Raw genomic sequence first — 15,673 nt, forward strand, 5'->3', positions numbered from 1 at the left:
CACTCGGGCGCCCGGTTTTTTTGTTGCAGGCCTAGTTGTTCGCCCGTTCGAACAAATTGTATTGCACCAGCCCGGGATCGGACCGGATAGCTTCGTCAGTATAGGGGAAGCTAATCCATTGCTTTTTCGAATAGGCCTCGGTCATGTCCTTGTAGTAAGGCGAAGCGGGGTCGGTTGACTGGGAGTAGGTGACGAACCCTTCCGCTACAGGTGCTCCGCCCTCATCCCAGGTGACCGTCTGAATATAGCTGTTGCCGTAGTTCACATCATAGGTGCCGTCTCTGAGATCGTTCGGTCGGGAGCTGGCGATAGTGAAGCTGCCTTCAAATCCTTCACCGCCAAACAGTGGTATGGCGGTGTTGTGAATTCCGGACTGCTGAATCTCGCCCATCGTCGCATTCAGGGCGATCGGCGAGTCCTGAATACGTTTTACACCATCCGCGAAGGCCGCCTGAATCAGTGGACTGACCACGTTCAGTCCCGCAGGGGTGTTCACCGGGTCTGCGGGATCAAACGGCACCAGCCATTTGTCTGGAGAAGTGATGGGCAGTGGATCAATACCACGCCAGAACTCCCGCCAGATATGACCACCGGCGGAGCCCAGGTTGTTGCTTCCATCCCACTGGGTCAGCACCTCGCAGGCGCCAGAGATATCCACTAACTGCCCTGAAGAACTGAGCAGAACACCAATAGGGCAATAGGCATCAAGAACAGACTGGCGGGCCAGCTGTTCGGACTGAACGGTGCTGTTAAGCACCACTGATTGCAGATTGTCCATATCAAAGCCGACACTGCCGGGCAGGCCGTCGGCTCCGCTGATACGCTCCTCGACCTGTTGCATACACTTCCGTGTTCTTAAGGTTCGAGGGGTTTCTTCATCCCCGATAATGGCGGCGAACCCGGTGAGGGGCTGCGCCGGATTGGTGGCCCAGTAACTGTCGTTACAGTTATGGACCCAGTCTGAGCGGGTAAGTGTGGGCAGGTTGCCTACGCCGAATATGCCCGGTGCGGGGGCGTCGGCATCGGTGTCCCACTCGCACTCAGCCCGGGATCCGTCCAGCAGTGGGAGGCCGGGAGCCAACAACCCGAAAACCGGGGAAAGCACGGTAGCGCAGCTGGCAACTTTAGCATCGGGTACATTCGGCACGACTGTTACGTCGCCGTAGTATGCGGGCTGTCCCGGGCCAGTGGCCACGGTATTGACCCAGGGTACGCCGAGAACACTGCCATGGAGCTCAATAAACTCATCCAGGCTGTTGGCCTGATTCCATCGGAAAAACTGGTTCATCAGGCGATCATTTTCGGCATTGGCATCCCTGAGGGTGTAAGCCTTCAGCGAGGTCCAGTTCAGGATCGGAAGTCCGGCGGCTTCGAAGGTCAGCATCGGGCCGAATTTTGAGCGGTAGAGTGTACGCGAGCGTTGCCCGATGCTTCCGTCGCTTTCGAGAACTTCGATGGTGATATCTGAACTTTCCATATCCAGAAACTCGCCCTCATAGAGGTACTGGGTCGGATCGGCCGGGTTCAGGGTGAGTTCGTAGAAAGTAAATCGGTAGGCTGTAGAAACCGTGTGGCTCCAGGCCAGATGGTCATTGAAGCCGATCAGCACCGCGGGAAGACCATACAGGGTAGCACCCATGATTTCTGTGTCGTCACCCACTTTCAGGTGGGCCAGGTACAGTCGTTCGGTTTCTTTCCAGGGGAAGTGAGGGTTGCCGAACAGGATAGATTCACCAGTACGGCTGGCACCGGCCGACAGCCCGTACATATTGCTGCCGATTGGGAGTTCTCCACCGACCGGAAAAGGCAGGGCATCTCCGGATACGTCGGACAGAGCATTGATCAAACCTTCGATATCCGGTTGCGACAGATCCGCGGTTGCAGGTGGCTGCGCGCTGGCAATGCCGTCGATAAACACGGACGAACTGGCCAGCACCGCAAGGCGGAGGTAACGTCGGTACATGTCGTCGTCTTCCAGTGTCAGCAACCACTCGGCGTTTCTGCATTCCTCGTGCCGTCCCGGATGTTTGCCGTCCCGAATTTCCTGAACGTAGCGGTTAAAACCCTCAACGTAGCCACTGGAGGCGTCGAGCACTTCCTGATCACTGTTGTTGCGGAACGGAGCTATTGCCTGGGCTGTCAGGGTCGCCCGCCAGAAGAAGTCGGCATTCAGGTTGGTGGTCGAAGTGCCATTGGATGGAATTGTGTAATCACCGGTTGGCCCCAGATACCGGGAGCGCAGACCGCGGATGGTTAACGTGTCGCGGGCCAGAAGGCACAGGTTGTCTTCGGCCTGTACATATCCATAGGCATACCCCATGCCGTTGAAATCTTTGGCTTCAATGTGAGGGATGCCGAAAGAAGTGCGCCTCAGAGTGGCTTTGCGGGGGTTCTGTTGTTGATCGCCGGCGACGTTACGTGCGCTGTCATCAGAGGGCTGGGTTGACGATGGCGCCTGCGACGACGAATCGGAAAGGCATCCAGCCATCAGTGTAGCGCCGAGTAGTAAGGGAAAAATGGACTTGGTGTGTGCCATGTTTGTCTGCCTTGTATTGTTTTTGTGACGACATTCGAAAAAACGGAGGAAGGTCTAAAAGGTTCCGCTGGGCGGGAATTTTTGGAAGTAAATATTTCAGTGTGGAAATTGTCTGGGAAACAGTGGGTTGTGGAAGTCTTTGATCTGCGTCAAAAAATGAGTAGTTGAAGAATGTCACCCGGAGGCCATTGGCCTCATCGGCATGCCCGTGTCGGCATTCCTGCCATTTTGGTCTTATGGCTTTGATCGCATTCTTGTGTCATGGAAACCACGGTGGGGGGAAACCTTTTTCGGTTTGTCGCGTGTGTTCCATCGAGGCGGGCACCAAAGATGGTATCCCAGATACATAAAAATAATGCGGAACAGGGCGAATTATGATTTCTTCACTGACGAATATGCTGGTGTGGGCCTTCGGCAACACCTATCGAATCATGTCCCTTGCCATGCTGGCTTTGCTTGCGGGCTGTCAGGCAAACCCCATCTACAGCACCACTGGTACGGTGCTGTCGAGCTACTCCGAGGGCGAGGCAACACCTTACGTGTTGCAGATGTCCGATACTCAGATGGCCTGCTCATTGGGTGAGGGGCTCGATCCGCTGTTGTACTCCTTTTCCCGGGTGACCTCTGCTCCCAACACCACCGGCTCGCTGCTGATGCTCCTCGCAGGTAACTGTGCTGAAGCCAAGGCGTGGGAGGCTGAGCTTGAGTATCTCAGCGCAGATTTTCAAGGCATCGTCCCGGCAGCAAAAGATGCAAGGGAACGAGCCAAGCGTTTGAACGCGATGACGGCCAAGCGGCGTTATCTCTCTTTCCAGCGTGCCATGGAAGCCTACGAATTCGATCCGTCCATGGAGCCCGTCGAGTGCCCGTTCCTGTTTGATGATCAGGATGAGCTGACCTTCCTGCTGGGGCTGCTCACCGGTCTTCAGGCCATCGTGAACGATGCCAACTCCGGTTCCATGGCCGGTGTTCCCCGCAATATTGCTCCCCAGGCTGAGCGCGCCGCGCAGTGTGTCGACAACGAGAAGTGGGGTGGCCTGCCCAACGCAATCCGGTCACTGGTCTGGCTGTTGCTGCCTGACACCCGCCCAGCGCTCTCTCCGGATCCCTGGATGGTGCTCGAACACAGCTCAGAGCTGAGTATCGCCAAGGGTATGCGTGCCTCGATGGCTCTTGAAGCGGTGGCTGCCGAAACCTTTGGGCGCCCGGACGTTCTTGAAAAAGTTATCGGCCAGTTTGCAGAATCCGAGTCAACCGTCAAAGTCTGGGATGACTATCGCCTCGTAGATGAGGTGGCTCGGAATGTTGTTCAGTTCGCTTCTGACAAACACTGGGTTGCCCATTACGGCTACCGCACACCGCAGAGCTTTTTTGGAAAGATGTCGCCAGAGCGTGACACCGAAAATGTCGAAACTATGAGCCTGGATGACCTGCTCTAAGCAGGAAATGCCAAGACTGGATTACAACCACAAAAATGACCGGGAGGTCGATATGATCCGTAAATCCCTTGCAGCCCTCACTCTTGCCGCGGCAGCTCCGCTGGCATCTGCTCAGAGTATCCCGACCTGTGTCTTCGACGTTATCGGAGCCAACGGTGATATGTTCAACGTTGCCAAGGACTACGCTCTGGAGCTTAAAGCTCATGGCGTGGATCTGGAACTGAAACCCTACACTGACGAAGGCGTTGCGGTCGGTGATTTCAATGCGGGTCAGTGTGATGTTGTTATCGCCACCGACTTGCGGACCCGTCCATTCAACCGCTTTACCGGTTCTGTCAGTGCGGTGGGTGCCCTGCCAACCTACGACGACCTTAAAACCGTGCTGGCAACGCTTGCACAGGCAAAAGCGGCGCCATTGATGAAAAGCGGCGGGTATGAAGTCCTCGGAATATTCCCGGTGGGAGCGGGTTACCTGTTTGTGGATGACCGCAGTATCGACACGGCTGGTGAACTGGCTGGTAAGCGTATGGCCACCCTGGATTACCAGAAAGACGCGATTCATATGGTCAACTATGTAAAAGCAACCGTCGTGCCTTCTGATATCACCAACTTTGCGGGCAAATTCAACAACGGTTCCGTGGATACAGCCTATGCACCGGCATTTGCCTACGAGGCTCTTGAACTATACAAGGGACTGAGTAATGGCGGGGGTGTTGTCAAATATCCGCTGGCCCAGTTGACGATTCAGGTTATTGCCAAGGACGACGTGATTGACGACGCCAAGGCTCAGGAAGCGCGGGAAGTGGCCTGGGGAATGTTCCCGCAGACTATGGACCTGATCAAGGCCCAGGAAGCAGCCATTCCTGGTGACAAGTGGATCTCTCTATCCGACGCAGATATCGAAGGTTATCAGGAAATGTTCCGTGAGAACCGTCTGGAAATGCGTGACGGTAAGAACGGCGCTCCTAACGTCTACGACCCGAAAATGCTGAGCCTGCTGGCCAAGATCCGTTGTGCCAGCAACCCGACCGCGTCCGAATGTACTGCGGACAACCGGGAATAATACGAGGCTGACTCTCAATGAACTGGCGCGCAATGGCGGCGACAGGAGCTAAAACCCTCTACCCCGTGCATAAAATGCACGGGGCGGTTCTGCTCCTGCTCCTGATGTTTACCCTCTTGTTGGGGATGGGCAACTCTCTGCATTCACGTTTGTTGTGGATCGGGGAGCAAACCTGGCCCAATTACTACCTGCTCAATCCAGATGCCACGGAGCCGACTTGTCAGTTGGAGATGGATGTTGATGCTGAGATCCGGAAACGGATGGCCGCATACAAGCCTGACCCCGATGATCTTTTCAGTTCACCGCCCAATCCGGATGCAATCCGCACCTCTCTGGAACGGAATATGGCGCTGTGCGCCCAGGAGTATGCGCTATTCGAGCAGAACATGGCCAACGCCACGCCGGCGCTGGGTGTGTTCAAGACGGTAGAGCAGGGGTTGGCCAAATTCCTGCTGGATAACATCGACCTGACCAAGTTCCTGTTCATGGCGATGTTTGCCATGGCGGCTGCCATTGCGGCGCTGGATGCTGACCATATTTCCTTACGGCTGCCCCGTAACAGCGCCGAATGGCGTTTGAGTCAGGGTGCCCAGTTCGTAGTTAATGGCTTGATGGTGTCGTCCCTTTATTCGTACCTCGGCAAGCTGGCCACGTCGCCAGAAGCTGATAGCACGATGAATCTGCAGTATGGATGGGCTGCGGTGTTTGGTCTGTTCATGATTATAAACGCCATCCGGTTCGTCAATGTTCCGTCGCGGGTGAAAGCCGGTAAGCTCTCGCTGTCTTCAGGTCTGGTGGTGCCTTTGTATTGCGTCATGGGCCTGATTGCCATGAGCTATTTCTTCCTGGTAGACGGGTACGCCTCGGGGCTTGCTATCTACTTCGGCATGATGTCGAACCTGTCATCAATGTTCATCAACATCGGGCTCTATGTACTGGTCGGTATGATCCTGAAGCAGACCCGCCTGCCGGAACTGCTGTTGAGCGTCATTAAGCCCTTTAATCTGCCGGCGCCCATGCTTGCCTCGGTAATTATCTTCGCGACCGCGTTCCCGACCGCTTTTACGGGTGCTTCTGGTATCTTCATCCTGGCCGTGGGTGGGGTTGTTTACGACGAACTGCGCAGAGCGGGCGCGGGCCGCCAACTCTCCCTGGCGACAACTGCAATGTCCGGCAGTCTTGGTGTGGTCCTTAACCCCTGCCTGCTGATTGTGGTTGTAGCGGCCCTGAACAAGGAAGTAACCACCACCGAGATGTACGGCTGGGGCTTCTGGATCTTCATCATGTCAGCCACGCTGTTCTCGATCATTGTCTGTAAAACCGAAGGGAACTGGAAACCACGTCCAGCGCCGGGCGCTCTTCGCGAGTCCGTTGCCCGGCTCAAGCCGCTGGCTCCTTACGCCGTTGTCGGTGCCGGTGTCATTCTGGCGATATGGATCATCCTGGGCCTGAAGTTCAATGAGTACAGCGCGCCCCTGATTCTGCCTCTGGTTATGCTTGCTCTGGTGTTCCTCGATGCCAGTAAAGATAGCCGGAACGACGGCGAATCCCGGGCTCAGGCGTTCTGGGCACGGAGCGCTTCCGCTGCCAGCGATTCGGCTGTTCACATCGGGGCTTTGCTGGCGTTGATCGGGTTTTCGATCTGCCTTGGGGGTATACTTGAGCGCTCGGATATCGTCCATGCGTTGTTCCCTGAGGATCTGACCAGCCCGTGGATTGCTATGCTGGTGATCGTGGTGATGCTGACCTTCATTGGTATGGTGATGGACCCGTTTGGCGCGGTTATCCTGGTATCGGCGACCATTGCTCAGCCAGCCATCCAGTTGGGCATCGACCCACTGCATTTCTGGCTGGTTTGCCTGGTGGCATTCGAGTTGGGCTATCTCAGCCCGCCAGTTGCGCTGAATCACTTGCTGACTCGCCAGGTGGTTGGAGAGACGGAAGTTCTGGCAGCAGAACGGCGAGGATCGTTCTGGCACAAATATGAGCGTCTGTTGCTACCTCTGGCTGTGATGGGGCCGACACTTTTGCTGGTGGCTTTCGTGCCGATGCTGTTCTACGCTCTGTAACCTTTGACGGATACCGTGAAAGCCGCCGGCGGGGGAACTCGTCAGGCGGCTTTTTTGTCTGAGGATAGTGTTTGCCCCGCACTATGGACAGCACAGTGAACAGTACCGTGAATACTTGGTAAATCCATCAGGGCGGCAGGATGCTCTATGATTGTAGGGGAACGGGGAGGGTTGGAAATGGCATTGGGATGTATGGCGGTTTGGCCTCTGCGGCCGGCAATGCTGGCTATCCTGGCTGGTGCCATCGCCGGATGTGGTGGCGGTGGGTCTGGCGACAGCTCTGTGCCGGTCAACGTTGCGCTTTCCGGCGTGATCGATATCGAGGTGGGCACCCGTGTCGATGCAGACACCGCCGACGTTCTCCTGTTGAATGACACGCCGCTGTCCTCTCCACAAGTCCTGCCTCCGGAGTATCTGCTTGCCGGCTACGTCAGCGCCACGGATGGCAGCTATGCACCTCTGAGTGGGTTTGCAGCCGCCCCGTATTTTGCTGATCCGGAAGATGTGTACACGGTTAACCTGAAATCCGGACAACGTATTTACCTGCAAGCCTTTGCCTCAAGGGCAGGTGTTTCTTCCCTGGATGTGGTGTTATCCGAAGGCGGGACGGTGATTGATAGTGCCTCATCCGATGCCAACTCCACGGAGGTCAGTGTGGCGTTGCCTACCACCGAGGCGGATGGAACCTACACGATAACGGTGTCGGCTGGCGGTAATACGCCAATGCTCTATGTGCTTTCCAGTTCCGTTGCCACTGCCGGAGAATTCCGTGCGTTTGAGTGGCCCGATTACGAGTTTGTGGAAGGAGAAGCCCTTGTTGCGCTGGCCGACGATGAACGGGCCGGTGCAAATAGTCTGGCAGTTGCGGGGGAGTTCAAGCGCGAGATAGGCAAAGGGCTCTGGCGCGTGGCCATGCCTCCGGCCGGTATGGCAGGGAATGAGCAGTCACGGAAGGCTGCCACCCTGGAGTGGATCCGGGAGATGCGTTCCCGGCAGGAAGTCAGATCAGCCGAGCCCAACTACCGGATGCGAGCCATGGCAACGCCTCTGGACGAACCTTTGTATAACAGCCCGACTTTAGGTCAGCAATGGCATTACAGTCTGCTCAACGCGCCAACGGCCTGGCAAATCGTGGGTAATGGCGGGCAGGGGGTCACGGTGGCGGTGATGGACACAGGGCTGTTCGCCAGTTCACCCGGAGCCTGGCATTCGGATATTGCCGCGAACGTCCTCTCACCGCTGCCCCTGGGAGCTGATTTCGTCGATGACGATAGCGACCCAAGAGACCCGGGAAATGACGTTGGTAGCAGTGTGTATCATGGCACCCATGTGGCGGGGACCGTGGCAGCCGTAGTCAACGGTTCCGGAGGAGCCGGGGTGGCCTATGAATCGAATTTGTTGCCTGTGAGGGTTCTGGGAGAAGGAGGCACCGGATCGTCGGAGGACCTGCTGGATGCACTGCAATGGATCGCAGGGCCGGATGCGGGTTCACCCAGAGCGGATGTGGTGAACCTCAGTCTTGGTGGACTTCCCTACATATCTTCCCTTCAGTCTGCGATTAACACCGCGACTGATCGGGGTATCGTATTTGTCGCTGCGGCGGGTAATTCAGCTTCAACAGCCCCGTCCTACCCTGCGGCTTTTGATAACGTATTGGCGGTCAGTGCAGTTGATGGTGCCGGGCAGCTCTCGACCTACTCCAACTATGGAAGCTGGGTGGATGTTGCTGCGCCGGGCGGTGATGCCAGCCGCGATGGCAACGCCGATGGTTACGGTGACCTGGTCAGCAGTACCAGTGCGACATCAATTGACGGCAGCTTGCAGGAAACCTACATCGGCCTCCAGGGCACATCAATGGCGGCCCCCCATGTGTCTGCGGTGCTTGCACTGATGAAAAATGTTAAGCCTACTCTGGAGTATGGCGCTATCAGCGCGTTGCTGCAGAGCGGTCAGCTGACGAGTTGTGCTGCGGAACCCTGCGCGAAAACCAGTGAGTTGGGGTGGGGCCTGCTGGATGCTGGCAAAGCGGTGCTTGCTGCGACTGACGGCGTTATTCCAGCTATCCTTGTTGCATCTCCTGCTATTGTGAGCCTGTCTTCGGAAGGTTCGTTACAACAGACCGTGACGGTTTCCCTGCTGGATTCTGAAAGCGGCGACGCAACAATCACCGCCGTCACAGAAGCAGCAGACTGGCTGACTGTAGACGTCAGCCCGGACCCGCCAGGAACGGTGTCGAGTTTGCAGTTGGTTATGACGTTGCATCCGGAGTTGCTGGACAGTGGTGTTTCAGAGCGGGCGACAGTCACCATCAGCTACACCACCGACCAGGCTCGCTCCCTGGACATCCCGGTCGTCGGGCAAACCGTCAGTGACCTTCAGGCTCGCAATGCCGGTCGCCACTTTGTGTTGCTGGTGAATCCGGAACCGACAGCTGACGGTTTCTATGAATCGGTTGCCCAGACCAGTTCGGTGGCCGAGGATGGCCTGTACACCTTTAGCTTTATTCCGGACGATGGTGTCTCTCCAACCCTGATCAACGAAGTGCCACCGGGCAATTACATTCTGGTTGCCGGTACCGATCTGGATAACGATGGACTGATCTGCCACGCTGGTGAAGCCTGTGCGGAATACCCGGTCGCTGGCTTGCGGGAAGAAATTACGATCGAAGAAGGGCAGCCCATTACCGGAATCCGGATGACAACCAGCTATACCCGGCCGACCATCTCGGCCAGTTCGCCAAACCAGCTGCCACGACCGGACTTTTCCGGGTATCGCCTGCTGGACAGGACTGCTGATACTCAAACCCTGAAAACCGTTGCGACTCCATGACAAAACCTTTTTCACTGAACACGCTGACCGTTCTTCTTGCCGGTGTCTTTGCATCCGGGTGTGCCGTTAGTCAGATTGAAACGGAAACTGCTTCTGGTGCGCCTCTGGCCAGGCAGATCGCCCAATCGGCTCATTGCGGACTCTCAGCTCCAGGTCATCTGACGGTGACCCGTGAAGAGGATCTGGACAAACTGGAAGGCCTGCCCGGGCGGAACCTGTCTCTTGCGCCGCTAAGGGCTATCGACTTCGCTGAGGAAAAAGTGGTGCTGGTTGCAGCGGGCCAGAAGCCGACGGGTGGCTATTCGGTCACGTTGATGGGGTCGGAGATAGAGAACGAAGAACTCAGGTTAACGGTATCGACAAAATCACCCGGGCCCGGAGACATGGTCGTCCAGGTGCTGACTACCCCCTGTGCTGCTATTGCGGTTACCGCAAGCGGCTGGGACGATATCCGTGTGATCCAGGCGGAAAACAACCGTTGATCTTTGCCGCCGATTCCCTAAGCTATGGCTCAGCTTATTTTTCCAAATGCGGAGTCACTTCCTGTCTATGAGCCAGCAACAATATAACGCCGATGCCATTGAAGTTCTGAGCGGTCTGGACCCTGTCCGTAAACGGCCGGGCATGTATACCGATACCAGCCGCCCGAACCATCTGGCCCAGGAAGTGATCGACAACAGTGTGGATGAAGCCCTGGCCGGACACGCCCGTCGCATTGACGTTGTGCTCTACAGCGATGGTTCCCTGAGCGTAGAAGATGACGGCCGGGGTATGCCGGTAGACATGCACAAGGAAGAGGGGCTGCCCGGTGTCGAACTGATCCTGACCCGCCTGCACGCTGGCGGCAAGTTCTCCCAGGGTAACTACAATTTCTCCGGTGGTCTGCACGGTGTGGGGGTTTCCGTAGTCAATGCGCTGTCCAACCATCTGGAAGTCCTGATCAAGCGGGATGGCCAGCTGCACCGGATCACCTTTGCTGACGGCGAAAAGGCGACAGATCTGGAAGTTATCGATACCGTCGGCAAGCGCAATACCGGTACCCGCCTTAAATTCCTGCCGGATCCGAGTTATTTCGACAGCCCGAATTTTTCCGTGAGTCGCCTGCGCCACAATTTGCGGGCCAAAGCCGTGCTGTGCCCAGGGTTGACGGTGACTTTCCTGCAGGAAAAAACCGGTGAGAAGGATGAATGGTTCTACGAGGATGGCCTGCGGGATTATCTTCGTACTGCCCTCGCGGATATTGAGGCGGTTCCCCTTGATCCGTTTACCGGTTCGTTTTCCGGTAACAAGGAAGCGGTCGACTGGGCTATCCAGTGGCTGCCGGAAGGTGGCGAAGCGGTGATGGAAAGCTATGTGAACCTGATCCCGACTGCCCAGGGCGGAACCCACGTGAACGGCCTGCGTACCGGGCTGCTAGAGGCGATGCGGGAGTTTTGTGAATTCCGCAACCTGCTACCGCGAGGGGTAAAACTGTCACCTGAAGATATCTGGGAGAGGGCGGCGTACGTCCTTTCTTTCAAGATGCAGGAACCACAATTTTCCGGTCAGACCAAGGAGCGTCTGTCATCCCGGGAGGCGGCGGCCTTTGTTTCCGGCGTGGTGAAAGATGCCTTCAGTCTGTGGCTGAATCAACATACAGACGTGGCTGAAGCCCTCGCCGAACTGTTTATTGCCAATGCCCAGCGCCGTTTGAGAGCGAGTAAAAAGGTCGCCCGTAAAAAGGTGACCTCCGGCCCCGCGCTGCCAGGAAAACTGGCGGACTGTTCCGGTGGCGATACCGCCCGTTCTGAGTTGTTCCTGGTGGAGGGTGATTCTGCTGGCGGTTCCGCAAAACAGGCCCGGGACCGTGAAATTCAGGCAGTCATGCCGCTGCGCGGCAAGATTCTGAACACCTGGGAAGTGGATTCCGGCGAGATTCTGGCGTCCCAGGAAGTCCATGATATTGCCGTTGCGATCGGTGTGGACCCCGGTTCGGATGACCTGACCGGGCTTCGCTACAATAAGGTCTGCATCCTTGCGGATGCGGATTCCGATGGCTTACACATTGCCACCTTGCTATGTGCGCTGTTCGTCAAACACTTCCGTCCTCTGGTGGCTGCCGGACACGTTTTTGTCGCGATGCCGCCTCTGTACCGGGTGGATCTTGGCAAGGAAACTTTCTACGCTCTTGATGAGCATGAAAAGCAGGGCATTATTGATCGCCTGGCCGCAGAGAATCGGCGTGGCAAGGTATCTGTTACCCGCTTCAAGGGCTTGGGTGAAATGAACCCCCTGCAACTCCGGGAGACCACCATGGCTCCGGACACTCGACGTCTGGTGATGCTGACTCTGGAAGACGGCGATCAGACGGACGAGCGCATGGACATGCTGCTGGGTAAGAAACGTGCTTCTGACCGCCGGGCCTGGCTGGAAACATATGGAAATATGGCCGATATTGCTGTTTGACTAAACGCCTCGGGGTAACGGCATGTCTGATTGAAATTTCCCTCGCTCGCCTGCTTATTCTTCGTAGTGATTTAAAAATCACTCTTTATTCTTTTTCTGTCTTCTCAAAAGTCGTTATGCTGCCAGTTTTCTTCGCGGGGAATACCGTAAATGGACTGGCAGGGCTGGTTTTCGCTGGGATTGGCCGGCATCGCACTGGCATTGATGAGTTCCGGGCGATTTGCACCCCATATGGTTATGATGGGTGTACTGGTTATCCTGAGCGTCAGCGGTATTGTGTCTCCGGATCAGGCGTTGTCTGGCTTCAGCAACAGCGGTCTGATTACCGTGGTGGCCCTGTTTGTGGTGGCTTCCGGTATTCATCATTCGGGTGGTGTTGATCTTCTGGTCCGATACCTGCTCCGCTCGCCGAAAACTGTCCGTAGTGCTCAAGCGCGCATCGCGCTTCCGGTTTCCTTCCTGAGCGGCTTTCTCAATAACACTCCTGTCGTTGCAACCATGATTCCTGCGGTACACGCCTGGTCACGTAAAATCGGCGTGTCGCCTTCCAAGCTTATGATTCCCTTGAGCTATTCGGCCATTCTCGGGGGTACACTGACACTGATCGGAACCAGTACCAACCTGGTGGTTAACGGGCAGTATCAGCAGCTCACCGGCTCTGAAGGTTTCTCCATCTTCTCCATTACCTCCGTGGGCTTGCCCGTTGCCGTTATTGGTGTGGCAGTGATGCTGCTGGTATTGCCACGCACGCTACCAGATCGCAAGGACCAGCAGAAATTTGGCGCCATGAGAGAGTTCACGCTGGAAGTCGCCGTGTCGTTTGACGGGCCGCTAGTAGGAAAAAGCGTTGGTGAAGCCGGGTTGAGAGAACTGGAGCAGCTCTATCTGGTTGAGATCGAGCGGGATGGAAGTGTGGTAACAGCGGTGCCGTCAGAGGAGCGGCTGCGGGGCGGAGATCGTCTTGTGTTTGCTGGTGACACCCAGGCCATCTCTGATCTGCTGAGGATCAATGGCATTGTGCCGTCCGTGCATGAGGATGAGCCCAGTTTGAGTAAGGACAGGGCAGAGCGCCGGTTGGTAGAAGCGGCCCTGTCACCACAGTCTGATGTGTTGGGGCTGACGATCAGGGATGCCCGTTTCAGGGATCGTTACGGTGCGGTTGTGCTGGCGGTGGCTCGTGGTGGTGAGCGTGTTTCGGGAAATCTCGGCAATATCCGCCTGAAGCCCGGTGATGTTCTGCTACTGGAAGCGCGTCCGGCGTTTGTCAGCCGTCAGCGCTACAACAAGGATTTCCTGCTGATCAATGATCTGGATACGGAAACTCCCCGGCATGATCGTGCGTGGCTGTCCTGGGGCATACTGGTTGTTTTGGTTGGGCTGGCGGCGTGTGGCGTGCTCACCATGCTTAATGCGGCGTTACTCGGTGCGACGCTGATGATCCTGTTTGGCTGTTGTTCGGTCATCCAGGCCCAGAAGGCAGTGGATATACCGGTGGTTCTTACCATTGCTTCCTCTTTTGCCCTGGGAGCGGCGTTACAGCAAACAGGTGCTGCGACTTATGTGGCAGAAGGTATTCTCAGCATGAGTCACGGCCATGTGTTGCTGGCCATACTGCTGGTCTACTTTGCTGTTTCGGTATTGACGGAGGTGATCACGAATAACGCTGCCGCGGTGTTGGTTATTCCCATCGTACTTTCCATGACCACAACCATGGGTGTAACCCCGGAACCGTTTGTGATTGCGGTCATGATGGCGGCTTCTGCCAGCTTTGCAACGCCGCTGGGGTACCAGACAAATATGATGGTGTTCGGGCCGGGTGGTTACCGCTTTGGTGATTTTCTGCGGGTAGGGCTGCCGATGAATGTATTCATCGGATTGGTTACCGTAGCAACGATCTCTCTGGTATACGGTATCAGTCTTTAAGCGTCGCGAGGGTATCTGTGGCATTGGCAAGGATGTCGCAGCACAAAACCCTGAGCTCTCCTTGCTGATAAAAGCCCAGCGACAGAGTGACACACATGTAGGCGCCGGTTACGCAGAGGTAGGGCGCAGTTACCTGAAGCTGCCCCGGATGCGCGAGTGCCTGTCGCAGATATTGTTGCCTGAACCAGTCTGCACTGGTGGTACTTTCGAGCGGGCGGAAGCGCGGATCCAGTGAACGTGCCCGGCTGTCGGAGATAATGGTGTCCTCAAGCTGGATGCCCCTGTGATCAGCCAGATAACTGCGTGAGACGGCCGGGTGGGCCAACAGTTCTGAGCATGCATTCCGCAGGCTGTGCCCTTGGATAAGTTGCTCGGTTACATCAGTGAATATTCGCGAGAAAAAGGATTGTAACTGCTGCGCGGGGTCGTGGCTGACCGCCCTTCGGTTCTTGTAGTCCTTCAGAAGATCATCAAAATTGGCCGGTGTCTGCGAGATCTCTCCAAGGTCTGTGGTTGGCTTCTGGAAATAAAAACCCTGTACAAAATCCACGCCTGCATCAATGGCGATCATGGCCTGTTCGTGGGTCTCTACGCCTTCCAGTAGTGCCAGACACCCAGATTGGTGAAGCAGGGATACTATGCCGTTAAGGATCTGCCGGGCTTTGTGATCGTCGGTGGCCCGGGTCAGCAGAGTGCGGTCCAGTTTCACGATGTCCGGGGACAGGTTCCAGATACGCTCAAAATTGGAGTGGCCTGCGCCAAAGTCGTCGATCGCCGTCAGACACCCCAGCTTTTTGTAGTAGGAAACAGTATCTTTCAGTCGTTCGGCATCGTCTGTCGGCTGTTCCACGATTTCCATTACGATCCGGTGGGGTGGCAACCCGGTTCGTTGCAGCAACTGGCCAAAGAACGAGTCCGCGCGGCTACCGGTTGTGACGACTCTGGGGGAAACGTTGAGAAACAGCCAGTTAAGCTGGTCTTCTATGCCGCTATAGTTCTGGATATGGAGATATCGGCAAAGACGGTCCAGCAGCAGGTTCTCGGCATCAGATGACGGAAGCTGGAACAGGTGCGTGGGGAGAACGGCGGAATTGTCGGTGTCAAACGCACGGATAAGGGCTTCGTAGCCAATGATGCGTTTGTGAGAGATACTGTATATCGGTTGGAGCGCCGTTCTCAGGGTAAGGCCCTGGAAGCTGGCGCTCCATGATTCTCCCTCTTTGTTTAGCATCGGCGACAGCAGGTCTAATTCCGGAACTGTCAGATTTTGAGAGAGAAATGAAGACATAAACGGTTCTGAATCGGTAAACGAACACATCAGTCGCCTCAGAAAGTGAGGCCTGAACTGTCAACGCTCAGATTGGACAAT

Annotated in this window: 9 protein-coding genes; 7 read left to right on the plus strand and 2 right to left on the minus strand. The window is 56.2% G+C overall.

Annotation, left to right across the window (positions count from 1 at the left end; all coding sequences use genetic code 11):
* Positions 1-31: 31 nt before the first annotated feature.
* Positions 32-2,536 carry a penicillin acylase family protein gene (locus FWJ25_RS03850; RefSeq protein ID WP_149598905.1) on the minus strand — a complete coding sequence of 835 codons (2,505 nt, stop codon included), beginning with the start codon at positions 2,534-2,536 and terminating at the stop codon, positions 32-34.
* A 374-nt stretch (positions 2,537-2,910) separates the two neighbouring features.
* On the opposite strand from FWJ25_RS03850, the gene FWJ25_RS03855 reads away from it, so the two are divergent.
* The 7 genes from FWJ25_RS03855 (at position 2,911) to FWJ25_RS03885 (ending at position 14,304) form a co-directional block, all read left to right on the plus strand.
* Positions 2,911-3,975 (plus strand): hypothetical protein, encoded by a 1,065-nt coding sequence (locus FWJ25_RS03855; protein WP_149598906.1) that lies wholly within the window; start codon positions 2,911-2,913, stop codon positions 3,973-3,975.
* A 52-nt stretch (positions 3,976-4,027) separates the two neighbouring features.
* Complete coding sequence (locus FWJ25_RS03860) at positions 4,028-5,038, plus strand: putative solute-binding protein (RefSeq protein WP_149598907.1); 1,011 nt, start codon at positions 4,028-4,030, stop codon at positions 5,036-5,038.
* 17 nt (positions 5,039-5,055) lie between these two features.
* Complete coding sequence (locus FWJ25_RS03865; protein WP_149598908.1) at positions 5,056-7,107, plus strand: TRAP transporter large permease subunit; 2,052 nt, start codon at positions 5,056-5,058, stop codon at positions 7,105-7,107.
* Between the two features lie 147 nt (positions 7,108-7,254).
* Entirely contained in the window at positions 7,255-9,936 is a 2,682-nt protein-coding gene (locus FWJ25_RS03870) for a S8 family serine peptidase (protein ID WP_246166639.1), read from the plus strand.
* Positions 9,933-10,418: a protease complex subunit PrcB family protein gene (locus tag FWJ25_RS03875; RefSeq protein ID WP_149598909.1), complete on the plus strand. Its 486-nt coding sequence runs from the start codon at positions 9,933-9,935 to the stop codon at positions 10,416-10,418. Before FWJ25_RS03870 ends, FWJ25_RS03875 begins: the two co-directional genes overlap by 4 nt.
* A gap of 67 nt (positions 10,419-10,485) precedes the next feature.
* On the plus strand, positions 10,486-12,381 hold the full coding sequence (gene parE / locus FWJ25_RS03880; RefSeq protein ID WP_149598910.1) for a DNA topoisomerase IV subunit B: 1,896 nt from the start codon (positions 10,486-10,488) through the stop codon (positions 12,379-12,381).
* 150 nt (positions 12,382-12,531) lie between these two features.
* Positions 12,532-14,304: an SLC13 family permease gene (locus FWJ25_RS03885; protein WP_149598911.1), complete on the plus strand. Its 1,773-nt coding sequence runs from the start codon at positions 12,532-12,534 to the stop codon at positions 14,302-14,304.
* Here the strand turns inward: FWJ25_RS03885 and FWJ25_RS03890 are convergent.
* On the minus strand, positions 14,294-15,535 hold the full coding sequence (locus FWJ25_RS03890; protein ID WP_149598912.1) for an EAL domain-containing protein: 1,242 nt from the start codon (positions 15,533-15,535) through the stop codon (positions 14,294-14,296). The two genes, FWJ25_RS03885 and FWJ25_RS03890, sit on opposite strands and share 11 nt — an antisense overlap.
* Positions 15,536-15,673 lie beyond the last annotated feature (138 nt).

The sequence above is a fragment of the Marinobacter salinexigens genome (assembly GCF_008370345.1).
GTDB lineage: Bacteria > Pseudomonadota > Gammaproteobacteria > Pseudomonadales > Oleiphilaceae > Marinobacter > Marinobacter salinexigens.

Bases quoted from the DNA above. Each gene is read 5' to 3' on its own strand.
- FWJ25_RS03850 (WP_149598905.1), bottom strand. From the start codon at position 2,536: ATGGCACACACCAAGTCCATTTTTCCCTTACTACTCGGCGCTACACTG.
- FWJ25_RS03855 (WP_149598906.1), top strand. From the start codon at position 2,911: ATGATTTCTTCACTGACGAATATGCTGGTGTGGGCCTTCGGCAACACC.
- FWJ25_RS03860 (WP_149598907.1), top strand. From the start codon at position 4,028: ATGATCCGTAAATCCCTTGCAGCCCTCACTCTTGCCGCGGCAGCTCCG.
- FWJ25_RS03865 (WP_149598908.1), top strand. From the start codon at position 5,056: ATGAACTGGCGCGCAATGGCGGCGACAGGAGCTAAAACCCTCTACCCC.
- FWJ25_RS03870 (WP_246166639.1), top strand. From the start codon at position 7,255: ATGATTGTAGGGGAACGGGGAGGGTTGGAAATGGCATTGGGATGTATG.
- FWJ25_RS03875 (WP_149598909.1), top strand. From the start codon at position 9,933: ATGACAAAACCTTTTTCACTGAACACGCTGACCGTTCTTCTTGCCGGT.
- parE (WP_149598910.1), top strand. From the start codon at position 10,486: ATGAGCCAGCAACAATATAACGCCGATGCCATTGAAGTTCTGAGCGGT.
- FWJ25_RS03885 (WP_149598911.1), top strand. From the start codon at position 12,532: ATGGACTGGCAGGGCTGGTTTTCGCTGGGATTGGCCGGCATCGCACTG.
- FWJ25_RS03890 (WP_149598912.1), bottom strand. From the start codon at position 15,535: ATGCTAAACAAAGAGGGAGAATCATGGAGCGCCAGCTTCCAGGGCCTT.